At 35.8% G+C, this 22,884-nt stretch carries 16 protein-coding genes and 4 pseudogenes; 15 read left to right on the top strand and 5 right to left on the bottom strand.

The features are described 5' to 3' along the window. Positions 1–33: 33 nt before the first annotated feature. The 3 genes from PGC14_RS11815 to PGC14_RS11805 are packed head-to-tail and all read right to left on the bottom strand — an operon-like array spanning position 34 to position 3,367. The gene (locus PGC14_RS11815; RefSeq protein ID WP_039765897.1) at positions 34–777 is read right to left on the bottom strand and encodes a DNA-methyltransferase; all 744 of its coding nucleotides are present in this window, start codon (positions 775–777) and stop codon (positions 34–36) included. Beyond that, the gene (locus tag PGC14_RS11810; protein ID WP_039765895.1) at positions 755–1,567 is read right to left on the bottom strand and encodes a DNA-methyltransferase; all 813 of its coding nucleotides are present in this window, start codon (positions 1,565–1,567) and stop codon (positions 755–757) included. Before PGC14_RS11810 ends, PGC14_RS11815 begins: the two co-directional genes overlap by 23 nt. 15 nt (positions 1,568–1,582) lie before the next feature. Continuing rightward, positions 1,583–3,367, bottom strand: a complete 1,785-nt coding sequence (locus PGC14_RS11805; protein WP_271629043.1) for an AlwI family type II restriction endonuclease — start codon at positions 3,365–3,367, stop codon at positions 1,583–1,585. A 273-nt stretch (positions 3,368–3,640) separates the two neighbouring features. Here PGC14_RS11805 and PGC14_RS11800 point away from each other — a divergent pair, with 273 nt between their 5' ends. Both PGC14_RS11800 and PGC14_RS11795 read left to right on the top strand, forming a co-directional pair. Next, positions 3,641–4,615: a hypothetical protein gene (locus tag PGC14_RS11800; protein WP_271629042.1), complete on the top strand. Its 975-nt coding sequence runs from the start codon at positions 3,641–3,643 to the stop codon at positions 4,613–4,615. 1,270 nt (positions 4,616–5,885) lie between these two features. Beyond that, positions 5,886–6,306: pseudogene (locus PGC14_RS11795) on the top strand (IS200/IS605 family accessory protein TnpB-related protein); the annotation flags it as partial. An 8-nt stretch (positions 6,307–6,314) separates the two neighbouring features. Here PGC14_RS11795 and PGC14_RS11790 read toward each other — a convergent pair. Continuing rightward, positions 6,315–7,545, bottom strand: a pseudogene (locus tag PGC14_RS11790) (IS256-like element ISCsa2 family transposase). A 70-nt stretch (positions 7,546–7,615) separates the two neighbouring features. Here PGC14_RS11790 and PGC14_RS11785 point away from each other — a divergent pair. The 10 genes and pseudogenes from PGC14_RS11785 to PGC14_RS11740 form a co-directional block, all read left to right on the top strand. Then, positions 7,616–8,124: pseudogene (locus PGC14_RS11785) on the top strand (IS200/IS605 family accessory protein TnpB-related protein); the annotation flags it as partial. A gap of 432 nt (positions 8,125–8,556) precedes the next feature. After that, positions 8,557–9,522 carry an Rpn family recombination-promoting nuclease/putative transposase gene (locus PGC14_RS11780; RefSeq protein ID WP_039766360.1) on the top strand — a complete coding sequence of 322 codons (966 nt, stop codon included), beginning with the start codon at positions 8,557–8,559 and terminating at the stop codon, positions 9,520–9,522. Positions 9,523–10,235: 713 nt separating this feature from the next. Continuing rightward, positions 10,236–10,415, top strand: a complete 180-nt coding sequence (locus PGC14_RS11775) for a hypothetical protein (RefSeq protein WP_039766357.1) — start codon at positions 10,236–10,238, stop codon at positions 10,413–10,415. Continuing rightward, complete coding sequence (locus tag PGC14_RS11770) at positions 10,412–10,810, top strand: type II toxin-antitoxin system death-on-curing family toxin (RefSeq protein ID WP_271629041.1); 399 nt, start codon at positions 10,412–10,414, stop codon at positions 10,808–10,810. The genes PGC14_RS11775 and PGC14_RS11770 overlap by 4 nt, the downstream gene beginning before the upstream one ends. Before the next feature lie 274 nt (positions 10,811–11,084). Further along, complete coding sequence (locus tag PGC14_RS11765) at positions 11,085–11,441, top strand: helix-turn-helix domain-containing protein (protein ID WP_271629040.1); 357 nt, start codon at positions 11,085–11,087, stop codon at positions 11,439–11,441. Then, positions 11,434–12,201: an ImmA/IrrE family metallo-endopeptidase gene (locus PGC14_RS11760; RefSeq protein WP_271629039.1), complete on the top strand. Its 768-nt coding sequence runs from the start codon at positions 11,434–11,436 to the stop codon at positions 12,199–12,201. The genes PGC14_RS11765 and PGC14_RS11760 overlap by 8 nt, the downstream gene beginning before the upstream one ends. Next, positions 12,173–12,727: pseudogene (locus PGC14_RS13510) on the top strand (hypothetical protein). Before PGC14_RS11760 ends, PGC14_RS13510 begins: the two are co-directional and overlap by 29 nt. A gap of 267 nt (positions 12,728–12,994) precedes the next feature. After that, a complete protein-coding gene (locus tag PGC14_RS11750; protein ID WP_271629038.1) occupies positions 12,995–14,758 on the top strand; it encodes a hypothetical protein in 1,764 nt (587 codons plus the stop codon). A gap of 99 nt (positions 14,759–14,857) precedes the next feature. After that, complete coding sequence (locus PGC14_RS11745) at positions 14,858–16,015, top strand: Athe_2463 domain-containing protein (RefSeq protein ID WP_271629037.1); 1,158 nt, start codon at positions 14,858–14,860, stop codon at positions 16,013–16,015. Next, complete coding sequence (locus PGC14_RS11740; RefSeq protein WP_271629036.1) at positions 15,999–16,838, top strand: hypothetical protein; 840 nt, start codon at positions 15,999–16,001, stop codon at positions 16,836–16,838. The genes PGC14_RS11745 and PGC14_RS11740 overlap by 17 nt, the downstream gene beginning before the upstream one ends. Positions 16,839–16,929: 91 nt before the next feature. On the opposite strand, the gene thiT is transcribed toward PGC14_RS11740, so the two are convergent. Continuing rightward, on the bottom strand, positions 16,930–17,565 hold the full coding sequence (gene thiT / locus PGC14_RS11735) for an energy-coupled thiamine transporter ThiT (RefSeq protein ID WP_422653029.1): 636 nt from the start codon (positions 17,563–17,565) through the stop codon (positions 16,930–16,932). 179 nt (positions 17,566–17,744) lie between these two features. Here thiT and PGC14_RS11730 point away from each other — a divergent pair, with 179 nt between their 5' ends. The 3 genes from PGC14_RS11730 to PGC14_RS11720 all read left to right on the top strand — a co-directional run bounded on the left by PGC14_RS11730 (position 17,745) and on the right by PGC14_RS11720 (position 22,824). Continuing rightward, on the top strand, positions 17,745–19,028 hold the full coding sequence (locus PGC14_RS11730; protein WP_039765872.1) for an adenylosuccinate synthase: 1,284 nt from the start codon (positions 17,745–17,747) through the stop codon (positions 19,026–19,028). A 183-nt stretch (positions 19,029–19,211) separates the two neighbouring features. Further along, a complete protein-coding gene (locus tag PGC14_RS11725; RefSeq protein ID WP_271629035.1) occupies positions 19,212–20,954 on the top strand; it encodes an ABC transporter ATP-binding protein in 1,743 nt (580 codons plus the stop codon). Between the two features lie 73 nt (positions 20,955–21,027). Beyond that, entirely contained in the window at positions 21,028–22,824 is a 1,797-nt protein-coding gene (locus tag PGC14_RS11720; RefSeq protein WP_271629034.1) for an ABC transporter ATP-binding protein, read from the top strand. The last annotated feature ends 60 nt before the right edge of the window (positions 22,825–22,884 follow it).

Here is a 22,884-nt window from a genome sequence, read left to right as displayed (position 1 = left end):
CTACTTTTGGCGAAAGAAAGTAAAGCAGCCTTTTTAAAGAAAATTTGAAAAAGTTTGCTGAATAAGCTTTTCTTCCTCAATACGTTTTTTTGCAATCTCAAAGTATACTGGATCAATTTCAATTCCAATAAAGTTTCGTTTAAGCAATTTAGCTACAACGCCAGTTGTTCCAGAGCCCATAAAAGGATCTAAGACCACATCCCCTTCTTTACTGCCTATTAGAATAATCCTTTCTAACAATGCTTCAGGTTTTTCAGTAGGATGAGGAGTCTTATGCCTTTGAGCAGGAATTTCCCATAAGTTTCTCATCTGTTTGCCTCCATTAAGCTTTCGTGCCATCTCATAGTCAAAATAATATTTTTTATTTTTACTTGCAACCCAGATCAATTCTGTAGATGGAACAAATCTATTTCTTGAAAGTAAAGGAGTTGCATTAGGTTTAAACCATATAATGTCATTGATAATCCAGAGACCCAACTGCTTCAGAATAGTTCCAATTATAGGATGATTATGCAATGTTCCAGAAATCCAAATAGTTCCAGTTTCTTTAAGTACTCTGACACATTGCTCGATCCACCTTAGATTAAACTCAAATATATCATCTATTTTATCCCATTCGCCTTTATAACATTTTACTGGTTTACCGGCTCTCGTGGTTAGAGCATTTTCTGAAGACAAATTGTAAGGAGGATCAGCAAAAATCAGATCTATACTATTGTCTTCTATCTTTTTTAGAACATTCAAACAATCATCATTAAATAAATGTACTTTGCACATTTTTTCTTCTCTCCTCTTCAATTCTCTTTTTGGCAATTTCAATGTAGGTTTCGTTTATTTCAATTCCAATCCATTTTCTATTCATACGCTCAGCAACAACACCAGTTGTTCCTGTTCCAAAAAAAGGATCTAATACTATATCTCCTTCATCACTTGAAGCGGTAATTATTATTTCCAACAATTTTTCAGGTTTTTGATTTGGATGTGCGGCTCTGCCATTGTCTAACTTAATTCTTTCTTTTCCTTGAACAAGAGGCATTTCAAAGAAATCAAAAAAGTCATCCATTTGCTTAACAGAGCCATCTTTTGTTTTTCTTGGATTAAGCATTTTAATTTCATTATAGTTAAATTTCCATCCAGGGCCTTTAACAAACCAACAAACAAATTCTGTTGTGTGTTTAAATGTACGTTTAGTAATATTTGGCATAGCATTTGTCTTGACCCATGTCAATATATTGTTTAATTTAAAGCCTATCTTTTTTGCTAAAAATATAACTTCTCCAATGTTATGGTAAGTACAAGAAATATACAAACTACCATTATTTTTCAAGACAGAATATGAGGCTAAAAGCCAATTATAAGTGAATTCACAGTATTTGTCATAATCCCAGCTGTCCCATTCTTCATTCATTTTATAAAATGGACCACCAGTCTTGTTATTTTTTAGTATAAGATCTCTGCCTGACAAATTGTAAGGTGGGTCAGCATAAATTAAATCTATGCTTTCCGATGGAATATGTTCTTTCATAATCGTTACACAATCACCATGTAAAATTGTATTGTAAATCAAATTTGGGTCACCTTCCTAAAATAGACTATAAAGCTTATTGTCAATTAAACTACATATCATTGAGTGGTCATCTAAATTTTCCATTGTGTAAAATATATCATTACAAAGGGTCAAAATTAAGTTTGAATTTAAACCATTGAACTTTTCAAAATAGCTTTGAAGCACTTTTGTGAACATAGTAAACTGTTCAAAATTTAAAGGGATAATTCTGATTTTCTTACTCTTAAATCCGTATTTTAAAGCAATGAAAAAATTATAATAGGTATTATCATGTATTTTTGGAGCAATAAAAATATTTACAAAATTAGTATAATTAGGGTATTGATTCATAAATTTTGCCACGTGATCTAATACAGGATATCCCTCTTGAATCCATTGATATTGAGTTTTGTTTAGTGTTACTTCACAAATTCCAGCAAATTCCTTGAAGAAAAATTCAATATCAGGTTTTTTAGCTGGTGCAAAATTTATAAAATTTCCTTCATCATCTTTAATAGCATTTGATTCAATTTTTTCTGCACTATCAATAATTAACAATAGCTCGAATATTATTTGTTCTAAATCGGCTGGTTCTAATTCCTTCCAATATTCTTTATTCCTTAGTATTTTAATATGTTCGTCTAATTTAGCAAAGTTATATTTTAAGATATGAGCCTTTTTAGCTTCGTTAATTTTGGATTTTATCGCCCTCAGTTCATTGATATGTTTTTTCAATTCTTCCTCAGATAACTCAAATAAGTTTTTTCCTAAAACCATTTTAGAGTATTCATTTATTGCAATTTTACTGCTTTCTATTTGCTGTGAAATATCTTTCCGGATACTTTCTGCCATCTCAATAAGTTTATTCTTATTTTTTTCCCACGGCAATTCAGGTTTTGTGATATCAGTCATATATTCGATGTAGTCATCTAAATTAGAAAAGCTTATTGCTTTTCCTTCAAACATATTTAGTAATTCTTCGATTTCCTTTTTTCTATCTTGTGAAAGTTTTACACTGGCAACTTGTCCAAATTCACTTTTTTTAGCGGTAAAACATTTTGTAAGAAGAAAAAATCGTAAGATGTTATCTCCATAATCAAACAAATTGTTGATTTTAGTCTCAATATTTTTAGCTGAACCAAAAAACTTAGAGACGAAATGTACTTCAAAATCTCTCTTATTTTTTGATCTTCTATAATCAAGTAGCTGGTTAATTTGATTTTCTATTTCTTTATAGTTAATGAGGGTTGGAATGAATAAACAAAATTCTCTTTTTGAAATTTCTTCTATTTGCGTTTGTTTTTCTAACAAATAGAAAAACTTCAAAGTTACTATAAAAGGAATGATATCAAAGCCATCTCTGCTTTTAAAATCGCTACTAAAAGGATTTGGGTACTGTAATTTAAGAAGACTTTTGAAAAGTATCTCGGAGACATCGTTATTTTCATCTAAAAATTTTCTTCCCAACTCAGTTATTCTAATCTTGCCTAAGCTTTTTTTGGCAATTGCAAATCCTAATTTGTTCAAGGGATTTACAGACTGCCGACCACGCATAGAAGGATCTTTATATTTTTGTAAATCAAAAATCTTCTTAGCTTTTTTGTAATCTATTTTTTTAATTGCGGGGTCATCAAACTCACGTTTTATATCTTCAGGTAAATTCATAGGTCTGTAGAGTTTGTATTGTATTAATCGTATCTGATATTGAATTTGAACGTTCTCATCAAAATTCATTCCTTCAAACTCAGATAACACTTGCAAAAATCCTCTTAATCTTTCGGGGTTTCTAACAGTTGTGGAAATAGACCAAGGCTTTCGCATTTTTATCTCTTCTCCTAACCGTTGTGGCTGGATCTATCATCACGAAAGATGTTCTTTAAGTTATATCATACTATAAAAAATTGTATGTTTGCAATCCCAAATACAGTTTTAAGTTAATGTAAAAAATTTACTATCTGGCTTCAAAATAATTTCATTCTTTAATAATAACTCTTTTATTTTATAAATTTTTGCAGTAAAATAATATTTGTAAATTTAAAGAATAAATGCAGAAGGAATACTGTAAAAGAAAAAATATAAGGTGGTCAAAAAATGATGCAAGAGCAAAAGAGTATAACTCTCAATTTGTATTGTGATGAAGTTAAAGAATGTTCATTAAAGATAGCAAAATTAGGTATATACGAGAAATGGTCATATATAGGGATGTTAATAGTACCTGAGTTTGTTTCTAATGACCTTTCCGAAGATCTTTTCAACTTACGTTGCTTAGCTGATCCTCCAAAGGTGTGGGGGAGCTGTTCAAATTATTGTAAATATCATGAACTAAATAATTCAGAAATTCATTATGAAGAAACAAGTAATACAATAAAATTTAAAATTGCTCGTAATTGGGTACAATATTGGGTGAAAGACAAAGAAAAAATTTATTTTTATATTTTAGGCATTAATTTGTCTAAATTAGATTTAAATAAATTTGGACCAAAAGAACAGCAGGATAGACATTCGACAATATACAATAGATTTTTTAGAACTGCAATAAAAAAGGCTCTAAAAAGATTCTTTTTTGAATATGATGCTATTATAGTTGACAACATTTATCATGATAAAGGCAATTTAGAGGATCATAAGTACTTTTCTTGGCATTCCATATATAAAATAGAATCGGAAGAAGATAAAATTTATTTTAATAATCCCCAAATTATCTTTTTAGATTCTGACCATAGATCAGAAAAAGGAGATCCTGTTCATTCTCAGTTTATTCAACTTATTGATATAATTCTTGGTTGTGTGGTGAATTGCCTACATTATAACAGCACCAATAAGAATAAGTATGAGTTAGCTTCAATAGCATATGAAATTGTGCACAGAATTATTCAACGACCAAATAACAAAAATAGCAGATACAACTATGTCAAACGCCAAGCTATAGAATTTTTTCCTAAGGAAGATTTGAGAGGGCTTGATGAAAATAGCCTCGAATACAAACTTAAAAAATTTAATCAATTTTATACTAATAGAAAATTATTAATTGAGGAACATAGAACTGGGCAGATTTCTTTCTTTGATTGAAATATAAAAACAAATACGCTAAAAGAAATATTAACCAAACATGCACATAATTTTCTACTCCCAGTTGGAATTAGAGCCACAACCAAACATTTAGACAAATCTGGCACCAAATATATTGGTTTGTACACACCAGAGTACAAAAGACAGGGTTTATCCCCTTCTATTCATAGGAAAATAAATTACCACACTTCTTTTGTTTTTATCTTTTCATAGGAATAGTGATGCTCTGAATCCTTTGTCAAGATGGCCTACTGTACTTTAGCTTTCTACTCTGTAAACAAATCCTTTTAAGCAGAAGTTATAAAAGTTCGTATATCTTTTCAACTTTGCAATCTTACGTTTTATACTTAAGGTATTTTTGATTAACAAGATTCTTACCAACTCAGGGTATTCTCTTTTTTATCCCTGCTTCTATTACACAATTCCCATGAAAAAAACAAAATCCCCATCGGATTTTTCAAATTAACCCAATGCGGTTATCTGCCTTTAATTGAATTTTATATGCGTAAAGTGGAGTATCGTACCTATGTTTGGTAGCGAACAATTTCAATCCCCAACGAGAAGGCTACAAACGAAAATGGGTATGAACCACTTGAAATTGTAGCAATAGTTTCAATCCCCAACGGGGAGAAGGTACATGTGGTAAACAAGCTACCAGAAAAATAGTTTCAATCCCCAACGGGGAGGCTACAATATTTCAATGGTTTTCTCTACAGAGGTAAAACAGCAGGTTTCAATCCCCAACGGGGAGGCTACAATACGTCAAAGAGCTTGATTTTATTATATCAAGATTATACACCCCTGTCAATGTTTTTATATCGAAACATCTATGGAAAACTCAAATCAGCCCAGAAAAATCAAGCGATAAAAACCTATCGAATCCTTCCGTCTATCCAGTTGTTACTAACAACTTTATCAAAATCTTGCTATGACTAAATGAAATCGCATACAAATTGAATCTCAAAATTTTTGCATTGAAGGTCGACAAACATGACTTTTAGTCAAAATAAATATATTTGCATATGCATGTGAATAAATTTTAATTTCAAATATATGCTTATTTATGCAGCAATAATTCAAAGTATACAAACAAATTGCAAAAGTTTAGACTCCTTTACATATTTAACAGCTTGATGTAAACAAGCGACATGTATTTATAGCAATGTTTGTATAGCAGTTTTTGTAATTTTTATAAACTCAAAATGAGCTTATTGCTGAAAAGAGGTCTTACATAGCGGTAGAAATTAACAATTGAAGACAACTATGAAAAGTAATGTATGCCTATTTCACGATTGAAGAGGGTTTTCCAGAGTTTGAGATAACAAGACCAAATGGAGCTGTGGGGATAGACACGAACGCATATCCCAAGAATGTGGCATGGGTAGAAACAGATGAGCACGGACAGCTTCTGGGATATGGCAGAATACCACTTGAGAAGCTTGAAAGTGGCAGCTTTGATAAGAAGGAGTATTACAGGTGGCAGTATGCCTACATTTTAGTACAGATGGCAAAGGAGAAACAAAAAGCCATAGTGATTGAGAACCTTAGCATACAGCACAGGGAAAGAAGATGAGACTTTTTCAGGTAGAAAATCGAGATGGATAAGGCATTACTTTGGGTACAAGTTACTTCTGGAGAAAGTAAAACTTTTAGCAAAGCGAGAAGGGATAGAGGTTATAGAAGTAGACCCTGAGACTTGTCAAGAATTTTGTGTTTCCATTTCATAGCGTATATTGTAGAGCTGTAATATATTGTAACTACATTTTTTAAGAATAGGTACTCCGTTTTTCCACTTGCCCCGACGCAAGTTTTCTCTTTGTAAATATATGTTTATCTCTAAAACTTCTACAGATTGAAAATAACCACCGGAGTTTATTCTTATCTTTTCAATCATACTGTTTACGCTTTCTACAGCATTAGTAGTATAAATGTACTTTCTTAAATCTTCAGGATACCTCATATGTGCAAGATAGAACTCTGCTTTTTCGCAAATACCTTTTATGAATCGAGGATATTTTGAGGAGTATTGCTCACAAAGAAGTTTGAACTTTGAAATAGCTTCGTCAAAATCAGCAGAGGAAGTTCTTAGTTTATCAAGCTCTTTGTTGAAAACGGAAGCATCATCTTTTGCCATATGTTTTCTGACATTGCGTTGAAGGTGAACAAAACATAGTTGATGGTCGGCAAGGGGATAAGCGAGTCTAACAGCATCGATAATGCCTGGAAAATCATCGCTTACAACTATTAAGACTTTTTTAAGACCTCTTGTAATTAAGTCGTCAAAGACTCTCATCCAATCGGCTTTGTTTTCTTTGCCGAAGAAAGTGTAGATACCGAAGATATCTTTTTTTGCCTTCTAAATCAATGCCAAGCACGACATAGCAAGTAGCTTGTTTAACTTTTGAGTTATCTTTAATTTCGCAATGGTAACCGTCAATGATAAGAGCAAAAGCACTTTCAGGAAGTTCTCTTTGTTTGAAAAGTTGAAGCTCGTTTTTAAGATCGTTTTTGATTTTTTCGATTTCGTCTTCAGAATAAGGCAGATTCATGCTTTTAAGAGTTTGGACAAGAGAACTTTCTGAGTAACCATTGGCGACTAAAGACATGAGCAGGTCAGTGTATGAGCTGTCAACCCTTTTGTAGCGGTCAGGGAGAATGGAAGGTCGAAAGTTACCAGAGCGTGTGCGAGGAACAGAAATTTCAAGGCTGCCAACAGGTGTTGCAAGTTTTCTGCCGTAAAAACCATTGCCTTTATCGTTTTCGTTTTTAGCAAGGTAAACAGTTCTTTCTGATAACATAAAGCAATCGAGCAAGTTTTCCAAAAGCTGTTTTAAAGCTGGGCGAGTAGGATCATCTTTGGAGCAATACATATTTAATACTTGCTCGATAGCCATATTTTTAGCGGTTTCAAAAATTTCATTTTTCTCCATAATCGTGAGCCCCCCTTTGGTGATTATTTCAACACTAATTATACAGTGGACACAATTTTATTTTAACTCCCTAGACCCTGCATACACCTCGATAGGTATGCTGAAGTACGCGCCGCAATTTATGGTGACAAAGGATATAGCTGCAGCATATGTAGTAGCAAGAAGAGGGGCTTGGGTTAAATGAGAGGATACCATCAAACTACATGGAGCTTCTTAGCAGGCTTGATGTAAGTAGTTTGGAGGAATTAAAAGAGCATGTGAGAAAATGGGTAAAGAACGTGCATTTGAAAAAGAGACATCTCAAGGAGATAGACAATGTAATGCGGATGATAGAAAGCCTTGGGAGTGAGCCAGGGAGGGTATCAGGACCTCTGGGCGGAACAAGTTCTGGTACCTGTGGTAAAGACCACAATCTCTGGCGAGTTCTCAAAGTAGCGGTGGTGAGGCTACTTTCCCCTGAGAGGGTACTGCGTGACATGTCTGTCCTGAAATCACTTTTTGTTTCAGGGCAAGTGGGGAGACCCTTGTAAGAAGGGCGCGAGTTCCTGCTTCTTGGGGCAGGGGCTATGGTTGTTCTAAATACCGCCTACTGGGTGTGGAACAACCTTGATGTGGCGGACTACAAATAGCCCAGCCTTCCAAACTTGTGCAGTTTTGCACAGTTTGGATGACCAGGAAGAGGTACTGTAAACGATTACGCAGAGGGTTCAGCAGTAAAAATCGTCTTGATAGTCAAAAACCTGACACAAAAGCCCAAACAAAGCTTGCTACCTGTAGTTAGAAACCTTGAAAAAATCTGTGCCCAAGCTACTATTGCAAAGCCTGAAAAGAGGGGTATAATAAAATCAGTTAGAGAAACTGCACTTAAAACCTGACTACAAAAATGTTAAAATAGAAACTACCACAGCAAAAGGCTGTGGTTTTCGTTTTTGTGTGGTATAATAAAAGTAGAAAGTGTTAAGGTACTCCTCCCCCTGTTTTCGAAGTTTGCCAACAAGGGGGAGTTAACTGATGCGCGATAGTCTGCCGCCACAGGAGCATGACTCAACTTTTAAGTTTTTGTTTGAAAACCCAAAAGATATCCTTTTCCTCATCAAAGATGTAATAGGCTACAGCTGGGCAAAAGATATTGATGAAAATTCAATTGAACTTGCCAACGAAGAATTTGTTGATGAATATTTTTTGCAAAGAAGAGCTGATGTCATAGCAAAAGCAAAACTAAAAGACAGAGAAGTGTACTTCTACATTATCATTGAGAACCAGTCAACTGTGGCAAAAGATATGCCAGAGAGGCTACTGAAATACATGATATTGCTCTGGGCGAGGAAGATAAGAGAAGGTGTGGAGAAGCTTCCGGCGATAATACCGATTGTGACATACAATGGATTTGAAAGGGATTGGGATGTTTCTCAAGAGATAATCAATGCATTTGATGTTTTTAAGGATGACATATTCAAGTACGCAGTTGTGAACATTTCAAAATTGGATGTAAAAACTTTGCTGCAAGAGGAAGAGGATGTCCTAAGTCCAGTAGTATTCTACTTGGAACAGGCAAGGAATGACACAGAAGAACTTATCAAAAGATTAAAAGAGATTGTACCGAAACTCAAGCAGTTGAGTAGAACAAACATAGAGAGGTTTTTAATATGGGCAGGTAATGTAATTCGACCAAGACTCACAAAAGAAGATAAGGAAGAGTACGACAGGTTAGTTGAGAAAGTCAAGCAGGGGGGAGTGAGTAAGATGGGTGATTTCGTATCAAATGTGGCAAGACTTCTTGATGAATCACAAATGAAAAAATTCAATGAAGGAATTCAGCTGGGAATTCAACAAGGAATTCAGCAAGGAGCGTATCAGGCCAAGATAGAAATAGCAAAGAACATGATACAAGCAGGAACCGAAGACGATTTTATCGCTAAAGTTACAGGTCTTGCTATTGAGGAGATAAGAAAGCTGAGAAAAGAGCTTACAAATTGAAACTATTTCAGCCACAGGTAGTCTGAATTTCTGCTTGATAAGTGGTTTTGTTTTTGGAGCAGAATACTGTTGCAACAAAGCAAACAATGTGTTACAATATACTTAAAACATCTGCCAAAGATGTAGTTTTTAGGTATTTATATAGAGTGTCAAATTTTTTTTAAAGCAAAAGAAGACTAAATTTAACACCAACAAATGTTCGTTATTTATAAAATTCTAAGCAAATCAAATTGTCTGAGACCACGGCAGGTCGTGGGGTTGCTCGAAAGCTCACAGCTGACTTTGGCACATAGCAGAAAGCAAGAATACAACTGGGTTTGCGGGAAGTAGACAAGTCCGGGAAGGGCTTTTGAGCTGGAGATGTAGAATAGCAATAGCCAAAAGGTTAGGAGAAGCGAATGTAAACGATTACATAAAGCCTGCCACAATACCCTGCAGGAATAAAGGAAAAGCCAGCTCAAAAACTCAAACAATACCTTGCCCAGTAGTCTGAAGCCATGAAAAATCGGTGTTTTAATTGTGTTGCTAAAATTGAAAATTGGGTGTATAATAAAGACAGTCGGCCAAACTATATTCAAAATCGATCTACAAAAATGTAAAAATAAAAACTGCCACAGCTTAAAAGCTGTGGTTTTTGTTCTTTTGTGGCATAAACATACTGGTTTGTGGTACAATTATTATTAGAGAACCTTGAGCTGGGGGTTTCTTTGGACATGGAGTTAGCAAGAGAAATTTATCAAAAAGTTATTAACTTGCCACCAGAACAACAAATAAAAGTATTAGATTTTGTAGAGAAATTAAACAAAGAACTTGAAAGCAGGAAAATAGATGATGCCGTAGAAAGATTTATTAGAAAACATAAAAATGCTCTGATAGAGCTTGCTAAAAAATGATGAGAACAATTCCATATGAGAAAGTAGTTGAGATATACAGAAGAATTGTCAGGGAAAGTGGCGGTATTTATGGTATTCGTAATGAAGAACTTCTGAGAGCATCTCTGGAATGCGTATATCAAACATTTGATGGGATTGAGCTTTATCCAACAGTTGTCGATAAAATAGCGGCAGTTTGTTACAACATTATAAAAAACCATCCACTAATTGATGGCAGTAAGCGATTAGGTATAACTTTAATGGCGGTTTTGTGTGATATAAATGATATACCATTAGAGTGTTCAGACAAAGAGATAGTAGAGTTAGGAGTCGCAATTGCCGAAGGAAGATACGATAGAGAACAAATTAAAAGTTGGATTATTGAACATACAAAAAGAGGCGAGAAAAACCACTAAAAAATCATTCAAAGCTAAACACAAAAAGATTGTGTTGCAAAAACTGAAATTTGGATGTATAATAAATACAGTCCGGAAAACCATATTCAAAACCTGTCTACAAAAATGTAAAAATAAAAAGGAAGTTAGCCACGGTACAGGTTTGCAGGGAAAGCCTTGCCGTGGCTTTCTGTTTTTTCTTAGCAGAAAAAACTGTTTACTATGATAACAAGTGTGGTATAATTAAATAAAGAAAAAGAGCATTTATAACAAACAGTTATATGGAGTGATGTTTATGAAAGAGGAAGTATACAAGAAAATAGGTAAGAGGCTACAGGAGCTACGAAAACAGAGAGGTTTTACTCAAGAACAGGTGGCAAAATACTTGGGTATTACTCAAGAACAACTTTCGCATTATGAAAACGGTAAACGTGAAGTTAGTGTTGATATTCTCCTGCAACTTGCCAGATTATATGGCTGTGATTATAACTATCTACTGGGTGAAGAACAAAATCTAAACGAGCAGATTGCGATAAACTTTAGAGCTGATGAAATTTCCGATGAGGATTTAGAAGTTATTGCCTTTGCCAATCAGTTCGTCGCAAACCTTGACATGATGTACAAACAATTGGAGGAGATAGAAAATGAATAATTTGGCTGAGATGAGAGCTTTAGAGACAAGGAAAAGTCTTGGTCTTGCTTCGCATGAGGCAGTTGACATTTTCAAAGTTCTCCACGAGATAGAAGGGATTTCTCTTGCTTTTATGGAAATGAGCGAAAAAATGTCAGGCTTGTTTGTAAGGAAAGGCAGAGCTGCTTTAATAGTTGTCAATTCAAAGAAAACACTTGGGCACCAAAGATTCACAGCAGCTCATGAGTATTACCACTATAAATACAGCAAAGGTGCTGTGAGTAGAATATGTCCTATCAAAAAATTTGCCGAAGATAATCCAGAGGAAAGGGAAGCAAATATTTTTGCCATTAATTTTCTACTGCCAGAAGAAGGTGTCAAGTACATGTTTTACAAAAGGACAGAAGGAAAAACACCCGACATAAGTGATATTATTTTTCTGGAACAATACTTTGGAGTGAGTCACCAGTTTATGCTCATCAGATTAAAGGAACTGAATTTGATTACAGAAAAACAGGAAAAAGATTTTAGCAAAGATGTAATCAAAAAAGCAAGAGAATACGGTTATTCAACACAATTGTATAAAAACACATCTGGCAAAGAAATACAAGTTTACTCTCCGTATGCAGAACTTGCCAAAAAACTTTTGGACGCTGGTAGAATTTCTTATGGCAAATACGAGGAACTGCTCATAGAAGGTGGATACGCACATCTGATATTTGAACCTGAAGAAGACACAGAAGGTGAAATTAATGAACTTGAAGATGCCTATAGTCTTTGATAACGATTGTCTTTGTTCATTTTCATGGATAAATCGACTTGATATAATCGACAAACTTTTTGCTGGTCATATCGTTATCCCCAGAATCGTTCTGGACAAAATAAAGGAATTGCAAAAATACCGCTCCTACAGATTTGTTTTTCTAAACATAGACCAGAGAATAAAGAAGCGGTAATACAAAATCAGAGAAATTCCAGAATTAAGTCCTTACAAGGATGAATTTTCGAGGTTGACAGATCAAAAAAGTACGAATTCCATAGGCAAAGGAGAAGCTGCTGCTATAGTAATAGCAAAAATGTTAAACGGAACTCTTGCCAGTAACAATCTCAAAGATGTACTGCTGCATATTCAGCCAGACCAACCACCGCTGATAACCACAGAAACCATTCTATACCTTGCATATCAGAGAAAACTCATAAGCTTTCAAGAAGGACAACAAATATTAGATGAAATGAAACTAAGAAAAAGGAAGCTTTCTACTTACAGTTTTTTTGAGCTTCTTGAAAAGTACAAAGAAGCAGACTAAATAACTGTTGCAATTTCAAACTACAGTGGTATAATATATTCAGAACCAATTGCCACATACGAATAGCAAAACTGTATTCAAAATGCGTCTACAGAAATGTAAAAATAGAAATCAGACCACAGTAGCAAATGTTAGCCACAGATAGTTTGCTCCAAAAACTATCTGTGGCTTTTCTGTTTTTGAACAACAAAAAATTCTGTGTCGAAATTTCGAAAAGTGCGGTATAACTATTATTGAGAAAAATAAAACAAAGATGTGGTGGTGGATATGAAAAAATTTCTGACAATTGCTCTGATAATAAGCCTTGTGTTAACCATTGTGGTTTTCGTCAAGCCTGTCGATACACAGGCAGGTTCAAATGCAGGGTATATTACCGCAGGAGAGTTTGTAACACAGCTTCTCACACAAGCAAAGGTAACCCCTGCAACATGGGATAAGGCAGTTGAAATGAAATTGATACCGCCAGAAGTCAAAAAAGATAAACCTCTCACACGTGCTCAGGCAAGCTATATCGTGTGGAAATTAATCAACGCTGTCCCAGAACTCAAAGATAAAAACATACCAGTAAAAGTTGAAATTCTCTCACCAGTAGATTACACCCTCTGGCCGAAAGGTGAACCAGGTAAAAATTTCAGAGGTGCGTACGTACCTTGGTACAGAAACCCCTATTACGGTGATAAACCAATTTACACGAATGCTTACAGGGTAATAAGGACATACAACATTGTGGTGATTGACAAATACTACAAGGATGGTACAGTCAAAACAGTACATGTGTGGAACAGACTCAGAGATTATGACCCTGCAAAGGACTGGGTAAAACTGTTGCAAAGATTCATGAAAGAACAACCAAACAAGGTCAAGTTTGACTTCCCACAGGAAAGAACAAAGGCTTTAGTGTGGGATATAATGCCAATCATCTTTTTCAATCTTGACCCCAACAAGCAACTGCCTGCAGGTAAAAAACCATATACCCTGTACAGAGTAGTTCCAGGAGATGTTCTGTATCCTGAATATGGCAGGAAATATCCTGGTGCGTACTACTTCTATTATCCTTACATTACACATGAAGGGAAAACGGGATACGCAATAGCAAGCTTTGCATTCCTACAATTTGGCAAGTATAAGACCAAAAATCCGGAAGATTGGAACTTGACGGCAGAACTTAACCCGATATTCAATGAATCGTTGAACCGCTGGTTGATGATTTTGCCAAGACAGTATCCGCTTGACTATACAAGGTTCAAATACATTTGTGTAGACTTCAAATCAGTACCGAAACTTTACCAGGAAGCAATGCTGAGACTTGCAGACCTTGGTATAATCACACCTGATGTGAATATTGATAAGAACATATTCAAAACCAAATTCGTTGATGGGCGATTGTATTTTGATGGTAAGGTAAAACAACCCAAACTTCCAGTACCAGATATCAGATTTAATGCAGGCAGAATACTAACACAGAAAGAAGCAACTGAGATGATAGCAAGGGTATTTGACGAGTCCAGAAGAAAAGTAGTTGACGAAATGACATTTGATTACAGCAAGGAAAAGAATCCTAGAATGGTAGACGAGAGTGGATGGACTCTGTACGATGGCTATGGAAATCCGGATATGGCTGTTGAACGTTTGATGTTCCAGCATACTGGTACATCAATAACACTCAGAGTTGACGAGTTATGGCAATTGTTCTATGCACAATATTTGATGGAAAAGTACCCTGATGCGCCAATGCTCTTCACTAATGCATACTATTTAAATCCAGACCGCTATATATCGAATGATAAGCTTAAAAAACTTGATCCCAAGATGCGGGAGGAGATAATAGGTAGGATGTGGTACAAAGTACATCTTGGGTTTGGATATATAAGAGACGGAAATATAGGTGGACTAGGTCCTTTTGCACGCTATCAACCTGTTACTTACTCGATACCTCTGGTGGATGGTCTTGCTTTCCCAAAGGACGTAGAAGAAATATTGGCTAAAAAGGTAGATGAAATTGGTTACTACACTCAGAATACCAAGAGGTGATAAAGGGTGACTAAAAATAAAATGTTAAAGAGCAAGGAACTGAAAAAGTTCCTTGCTCTTTTCTTATCTTTTGTTTTTCTATTGGAGTTTGTATTGCAGGTGGTACCAGTCCAAAAAGCTTTTGCAATAGACTATAGTGCACTAAGCAACAACTACTTCGAAGGTGGTTTTAACGAGTACAAAGGTGTCAAACCTGAAGATATTAAGAGGGACATGGGATTTGCTACTTCCATACAGATTGATTGGCTTACAACCTATAAACTCAACGTAGAATTAGCGATAGACTACAGGATGGCGGTGTATGGGCTACCGACAGATGTTGCTGGGAACAAACTTATTGATTCAAACCAAGGATACTGGTTTATTGATTCCAGTGGCAAGATAGTGACAGTAAGCAATCCTGCCAATCCACCTGCTGGTGTGAGGCGTGTAATTTTTAAGTACATGGGTTTAGGTGCTGATGGAGAACCTGTTATGGACCCTTATTGGCCCGATGATGAGGATTTGCAGTGGTCTGATTTAACAAGTACAACCATAAGAACAATAGCAGACTCAAAAGTTAAGGCTAAGTATGGGTCTTTGCTTAGTAAGAATGTGTTGACTCAGATTAAGGATTCAAGAACACTAAGTACAATATTCGATAGAATTATTAACGGTTTTGTTCTTAGAAACTATAGCACAAGTCCCACAATTAACGGTAGGTATACCTATGAGCTTATAAACAAACTGGGCGGGAAGGTCAATATCAACAATTTCAGAGACTATGTAGTTTTGATAGGACCACCACAGGAGTTATATGCGCAAGCATACTTTTTCTTTGAAAAGAATGGACAAATACACGCAGTTAGGTTTACTGGTGCGGTAGGTAAATTTTTGCCTATACAGGATCCTGACAATCCAGAACTGAGTGATGTTCAGACAACAGCAGCTGTTGTGAAGGAAGTCAAGGGAATAACCAGGGATGGAGAAACTATAGACCTTCCAGTAGTCAACGGTAAATACTGGGTAGATACTGGTAAGGTAGAATATGTGAAAGTTACCTTTACTGTAAAGGGTAAGTTCTACGATGCTCACAAAATTTTAACGGAAGGTAATTCATTGGCGTGGTGGTATACACGTGATGATGTAAAAGATTGGCTGACTGTTGCTAACTATTTAAGGCTATCGTATTCTCAAAATGGGCAAACTGTAACAAAAGATTTGACGGACGAATATCTCTACTTTGGGGGACTTTATACGGGTGATGATAAGATATAAAAAAGCACCAGATCAGAATGTTGACCTTGAAAAAGATTTAGACACAGTTTACTGGTGGGATGATTGGTTAGACTACAACAATAGTGACATATATCTTCCTACAACCGAGTTAAAGCCTGGTACTAACACATTATCATTTGCTGGAAAAGTAAGAGTATTTTTCAATGCTGGTTACCATACAGATGCTGTTAATTCCAAGAGCGTGAGTATACAGTTTTTAGTAACCGGTCTGCCAAAACCAACAGTACAGGCGAAAGTTGAACCTGCAGATACTAGAATCGCTTATTTTAACGGGCAGTACTACTTAGATGGCGAAGTACTCAACCCGGCAACTTTGAATGAAAAGGTAGGGGCAACAGCAAGCGTTGACACCAGCCAGCTCTTCCCAGGAGTAAAAATAAAACTGTGGGAGTTCAAAGTGTATAAGAAACAATATGACCCTGTACAGGGAAGTTATGTCCCGGTTGAGGTTAAGAACTTTACAATAGATACAGCCAACAATCCGAATATAACGCTTTCTGAGAACAAAGGTACATGCACTTTTGACCCTGCTTCAGATATGGTAGTGTTCACTGAAAACATTAAGAATGTACGAGTTGGTACAACATACACACCGACATACTACGTAGATGCAAGATACCAGACGAAGGTCAACTCAGTCACTATCAACTACAACCAGCCATACTTTATGGGTGATGACCACATCTCTGTCCTGAAATTACTTTTGGTTTCAGGGCACATAGGGGAGACCGAACTTCGGCGCAAGTTCCTGCTTCTTGGGGCAGGGGCTATTGTTCAGTTTTACATAATTTGGTTAGCATGATGCAAGTAAGTAAAACTGGACAATTAGCACCGCTGCCCCTTTTTATGTGCTTTTCAAAAGATTAAAAAGTGAGGCTTAAATACCTAAATAGTTATACACCCTTTTTTAGCTGCTCAATAGCTTTTTTAACTCCAGGAATCAAAGCTACAATCAAACAAACAATCAAATCAGGACCCAAGTATGTTGCGTTATAGACTGCAGAGTACCACACAGGGTTCATTCCTTTTGGTGCATAAGATGCAAAGAATACAAACCCTGATACAAAGTGGAAGAAAAATCTGCCAAGTCCGCCAACTACAATTCCAGCTGGCAAGCTTTTTTTGAAAAATCCTGCAAATCCGAGAGCACCAAACGCCAATGGATAGTCCAAAAGAAGCTGTGCCCAGTGAACAACATAAGGCTCTTGTATGAGCTGCAAGATTCCATAAGCGACACCTGCAATAATTCCAGCAGCAGGTCCGAAGATGTAGCTATATACAAAAAGTGGAAGCATGCTTGCAGGTGTAATTGAACCGCCCTGTGGCATTCTGTAGAGTTTTATAAACGAAAGTGTAAATGAAAGAGCAATACTAAGTCCGCCATAAACGATTGCCTTTGTTGATAAATTCTGTCGTTTATAAGTAGCCATCAAAAATAAAGATAAGATAAACAAAACAGATACAATAACAATTGTATACCACTTTAGCTTTGTGACATCTTTGAAGACGTTGAATAGATATTCAATCATTTTTAAGTTCATCTCCTTTAAAATTGATGGAATTTCATTATCAATATAAATAATACCAGTCAATTCTCATTTCTTCAATTATTAAAATAAAGCTAAATACTTAAAAAACTTACTTCATTCTGATATAATAAAGAAGGATTTTTTATAAAAAATAGCTTTTTAAAAAGGAGTATGATGAAATGTCACAAATCCGAGCAATAGTTGGCACCCAGTGGGGGGACGAAGGCAAGGGCAAGATAGTTGACTTTTTAGCAAAAGAAGCTGATGTTGTTGTCCGTGCCCAGGGAGGAAGTAACGCTGGGCATACAGTTGAAGCATTTGGCAAGATTTTTAAACTTCACTTAATACCATCAGGGATACTTTACAAAGACAAGATAAACATCATAGGAAATGGAGTTGTAATTGATCCAGAATCGCTCATTGAAGAGATAGAGAGCCTGCAAAAAGAAGGTATATCAACTGAGAACCTAAAAATTAGCGACAGAGCACATCTTGTTATGCCGTATCATAAGATACTTGACGAAGAGCAGGAAAAGCAAAGAGGGGAAGAGTCACTTGGCACAACGAAAAGAGGAATAGGTCCTGCTTACACTGACAAAACTGAGAGGACAAACTTAAGAGTTTGTGACATGCTTGACGAGGATGAGTTTGTGCATAAGCTAAGAATTGTATATGAGAGAAAAAATCGGATACTTACAGAGGTGTATCACAAAACACCTATGAAATTTGGTGAACTTTTGGAGCAGTTTATGAAGTATGGTGAGATTCTAAGGCCGTATATCACAGATACAATAAAGCTTTTGAATGATGCTATAAAAGAAGGGAAAAAAATCCTTTTAGAAGGTGCCCAGGCAACAATGTTAGACCTCGATTATGGCACATATCCATATGTTACATCATCGCACCCCACAGTAGGCGGATTTTGTATAGGGGCTGGAATTGCGCCAAAACACATCCAAGAGGTTATAGGAGTTGTTAAATCATATACAACAAGAGTTGGCAAAGGACCATTTCCAACAGAGCTTTTAGACAGAGTAGGAGATTCAATTCGAGAAAGAGGCAAGGAATACGGTACCACCACTGGAAGGCCAAGAAGGTGCGGCTGGCTTGACCTTGTGGTTGTAAGATATGCAGTTTTAATTAATGGAATTGACAAGATTGCACTCACAAAACTTGACACTCTTTCAAATCTGCCAAAAGTGAAGGTGTGTGTGGGGTACAGGCACGCTGGCAAAATCCTTGATTTGTTCCCAGCATCATTGAAGGTTGCAATGGAATGCGAACCAATTTATGAAGAATTTGATGGTTGGAGTGAAGAAGAGATAAAAAAAGCAAAAGAGTATGATCAGCTGCCAAAAAACGCCAAAAAGTACATTGAGTTTATAGAAAAAGAGACAGGTGCAAAGGTATTTTTGATTGGCACAGGTGCAAGTCGTGAGGATATTATTATAAAAGAGAATTGAAAATCTTTTTCGAAGATAAGTATGGAAATAAAAAAGCCACCCGAGGGATAGTATTGAAATGGGTGGCTTTTTGTGTACTTTAAGCTATTGATTTTATCCTATTTTTGTGGCAATGTATTAACTTTTTTTGTGTTTGGGTGTATAATATAAATTAAACTTTTATAAAAAAGGGATGAACGAAAATTGGACTATCTTAAGCGCATCCTTAAATATCTTGATGAGTACAAATTTCTGGTAGCACTTGGTCTAATTTTTTCTCTAATTTCTATATTTTGTAATATGACAGTTCCAAAAGTATCTAAACATATCATTGATGATGTTCTGATAGCAAAGCACTTTGATAGGTTGGCAAGTTTAGCACTGCTTGTTGCAGGTCTTGTTTTGATAAGGGCTTTTTGCAACTATTTTCAGGGGTACATATTTGAGTACACATCTCAAAAGGTCATATATCTTCTTAGAGACCAAATCTACACAAAACTTCAATATCAGTCTTTTGAGTACTTTGACAAAGCCTCCACAGGTGCAATTATGAACAGGATGGTGGGGGATTTAGAGGCAATTAGAGTGTTTTTGAACCAGAGTTTTGTTCAGGTGATAACCATAGCAATTACAATTGTCTCAGCCCTGAGCATAATGCTTTCGATGAACTTTTTGTTGTCAGTTTTGACCATTTCAACAGCACCTTTGATTTACCTCAATGTAAGAAGCCTTGCCAAAAAGCTTCATCCTACTTTTAAGAGTATAAGAATTGCATTTGAAAAGCTTACGTCCAAGGTACAAGAAAATATAACGGGAATCAGGGTTGTAAAAGCGTTTGGAAACGAAGACTTTGAGAAAAAGAGCTTTGAAAAGGTTGCATATGAGTTTACAGAGAAAAATATTGAGGCAGCGGATATTCGCTCATATCACAACCCTCTTGCAAACTTTTTAAACGGTCTTAACTCTGTAATAATTTTAGTTGTAGGTGGATATTTAGCAATAAAAGGGAAACTTAGCATAGGCACACTGTTTGCATTTGTGAGCTATGTCAACATCTTTAGTGCACCAATTGGCAACATTCAGAATCTGGTCAACCAGTGGCAAAACGCATTTGCATCACTGGAAAAAATATTTGAAGTATTAGATAGTGATATAGCGATAAAAAGTCCAAAAAATGGAATCAGACTAAAAGATGTTAAGGGTGACATTAAATTTATTGATGTATATTTCAAATACAACCAGCGTTATGTCTTAAAAGGTATAAACCTTCACATAAAGCCAGGTGAGGTTGTAGCAATCTTAGGTTCAACTGGCTCAGGCAAGTCGTCTTTGATTAACCTTCTTGCAAGGTTCTATGACTGCACAAAAGGCAGCATATTGATTGATGATATAGACGTCAAGGATATAAGGCTGTGTTCGCTTAGGAAAAACATTGGAATAATTATGCAAGAAACCTTTATATTCTCTGATACCATCGCAGCAAACATAGCTTTTGGAAAGCCGGATGCTACCTTAGATGAGATAAAATGGGCGGCAAAACTTGCCCAGGCAGATGAGTTCATTGAAAGACTGCCTCAGGGATATGACACAGTTGTTGGTGAGAGAGGAGTTGGGCTTTCTGGTGGGCAAAAGCAGAGAATAGCTATTGCACGAGCTCTTATTTACAATCCAAAGATACTTATATTAGACGATGCCACATCAAGCCTTGACTTTGAGACAGAAGCTGAGATTCAAAAAACCTTGCAAGAGGTTATAAAAGGAAGGACAACTATTATCATAACTCACAGGATATCTCAGCTTGTTGTAAATGCAGACAGAATTATTTACATGTCAGATGGCAGAATAGTCGAGGAAGGAACACATGAGGAACTTATGAAGTTGAAAGGAAGGTATTATGCAACATTCAAAAAGCAGCTTCTTGAAAGGTTAAATTCGCTTCCTGCATAAGAATTAATTCAAAGAAAAAAGGCTTGAGAGATTATAAAAAATAGTTATATTAGATGATGGGGGTTTTTAAAAAATGGCACAAGCCAGTGTAAAAATGCCAATATTTAGTCAGGAAGAGACTTCATACGAATTAAAAGTGCCCTATTTGAAAAAGCTATTTAGATTTTTGCTACCATATAAAAAATGGCTTTTTATTACCATCATTTTTATGTTTATTGCAACAGTTGCTGACCTTGTATCTCCATACCTTTTAAAAAAGGCAGTAGACGATTTTATTCCCAAAAAAGATTTTAAAGGAATTTTAGCAATTGGTGTTCTTCTTGTTTTGACACTTTTTATAAACAAAGAATGTTCAAAAAACAAGATAAAACTTGCAAACAGAACAGGCCAGATGGTTCTATTTGACATAAGAAAGGCACTTTTTGACCATGTACAGAGCCTTTCGTTTAGCTATTTTGATAGAAATTCAACAGGAAGGATTATTGTAAGAATTGTGAATGACGTAAATACTCTAAACAACCTCTTTACAAACGGGATAGTTAATGTGATAACTGACATGTCCAGTTTAGTTCTTGCGACGGTTATAATGTTTTCAATTCATCCAAAATTAGCAGCTGTGACATTTACAGTTGTTCCGCTTTTTTTAGCAATACTTTTTGCAACAAGGAATGCTATAAAGAAAAACTGGAGGAAAGTTCGAAGGAAGATTGCAAATCTAAATGCGTACATACACGAGAATATAAGTGGGATTAGAGTAATTCAGGCATTTGTAAGACAAAAAGTAAACAAAGCAATATTCAAAGATGTCATTGACGATGTGTTCACTTCCTGGATGAAGGCAATAAAAATAAATAACTTATTTGGCCCATTTGTTGAGATTTGTTCAATGGTGGGGACTCTAATAATCTACTGGTACGGTGTAAAACTTTTAAAGATAAACGGTGTTACTGTTGGTACATTAATTGCGTTTGTGAGCTACTTAGATAGATTTTGGCGACCGGTTGTGACCTTGAGCAATTTTTACAACCAACTTCTTGTTGCAAGCAGTTCGTCAGAGAGGATTTTTGAGGTTTTGAGCATCGAACCTGAGATTAAGGAAGACAAAAATGCAGTTGACCTTTCTACATTTAAAGATACGATTGAGTTCAAAAATGTATGGTTTTCTTATAAAGATGAAAATTATGTTCTAAAGGATATATCTTTTAAGGTCAAAAAAGGACAGATGATAGCCTTGGTTGGGGCAACTGGTTCAGGTAAGACAACAATTGTAAACCTTCTTGCAAGATTTTACGATCCACAAAAAGGGAGTGTACTTATAGATGGGATTGATTTGAGAAAAATAAGCTTTAGAAGTCTTAGAAAGCTCATTGGAATTGTCCAGCAAGAGCCATTTTTGTTCTCAGGTACAATCTTAGATAATATACTCTATGGAAGGCCGAATGCTTCCTTAGATGAGGCGGTAGAGGTGTGCAAATTCTTAGGCGCACATGAATTTATTTCCCAGCTTGAGGATGGGTATTATACTCAGGTAAACGAAAGGGGAACAAGACTTTCAACTGGGCAAAAGCAGCTAATATGCCTTGCACGGCTTTTGCTTCAAAATCCGGAAATTTTAATCCTTGATGAGGCAACATCGGCTTTAGATACACAGAGCGAGCTGATGGTCCAAAGTGCATTGAACAAGGTGACGAAAGATAGAACCTCAATTGTAATTGCTCACAGGCTCTCAACCATAAGAGATGCTGATCTTATCATTGTGCTTGACAAAGGCCAAATAGTTGAGATGGGAACACATGACAGCTTAGTTTCTAAGAAAGGTGTATATTACGAGCTTTGCACAAGCCAAGTAAGGTTTGTAAAAGCGGGGTGATAAGAAAGGAGCAAACAAATTTTTGTTATTTACAAACTCGCTTTTGTGCTTTATAATACA

The organism is Caldicellulosiruptor sp. DIB 104C, assembly GCF_028198085.1.
Taxonomy (GTDB): domain Bacteria; phylum Bacillota; class Thermoanaerobacteria; order Caldicellulosiruptorales; family Caldicellulosiruptoraceae; genus Caldicellulosiruptor; species Caldicellulosiruptor saccharolyticus.
This window is presented reverse-complemented; position numbering and strand designations above follow the sequence as displayed.

Coding starts and splice junctions, on each gene's coding strand:
- PGC14_RS11815 (WP_039765897.1), bottom strand. CDS start 777: ATGTGCAAAGTACATTTATTTAATGATGATTGTTTGAATGTTCTAAAA.
- PGC14_RS11805 (WP_271629043.1), bottom strand. CDS start 3,367: ATGCGAAAGCCTTGGTCTATTTCCACAACTGTTAGAAACCCCGAAAGA.
- PGC14_RS11800 (WP_271629042.1), top strand. CDS start 3,641: ATGCAAGAGCAAAAGAGTATAACTCTCAATTTGTATTGTGATGAAGTT.
- PGC14_RS11780 (WP_039766360.1), top strand. CDS start 8,557: ATGCGCGATAGTCTGCCGCCACAGGAGCATGACTCAACTTTTAAGTTT.
- PGC14_RS11775 (WP_039766357.1), top strand. CDS start 10,236: ATGGAGTTAGCAAGAGAAATTTATCAAAAAGTTATTAACTTGCCACCA.
- PGC14_RS11770 (WP_271629041.1), top strand. CDS start 10,412: ATGATGAGAACAATTCCATATGAGAAAGTAGTTGAGATATACAGAAGA.
- PGC14_RS11765 (WP_271629040.1), top strand. CDS start 11,085: ATGAAAGAGGAAGTATACAAGAAAATAGGTAAGAGGCTACAGGAGCTA.
- PGC14_RS11760 (WP_271629039.1), top strand. CDS start 11,434: ATGAATAATTTGGCTGAGATGAGAGCTTTAGAGACAAGGAAAAGTCTT.
- PGC14_RS11750 (WP_271629038.1), top strand. CDS start 12,995: ATGAAAAAATTTCTGACAATTGCTCTGATAATAAGCCTTGTGTTAACC.
- thiT (WP_422653029.1), bottom strand. CDS start 17,565: ATGATTGAATATCTATTCAACGTCTTCAAAGATGTCACAAAGCTAAAG.
- PGC14_RS11730 (WP_039765872.1), top strand. CDS start 17,745: ATGTCACAAATCCGAGCAATAGTTGGCACCCAGTGGGGGGACGAAGGC.
- PGC14_RS11720 (WP_271629034.1), top strand. CDS start 21,028: ATGGCACAAGCCAGTGTAAAAATGCCAATATTTAGTCAGGAAGAGACT.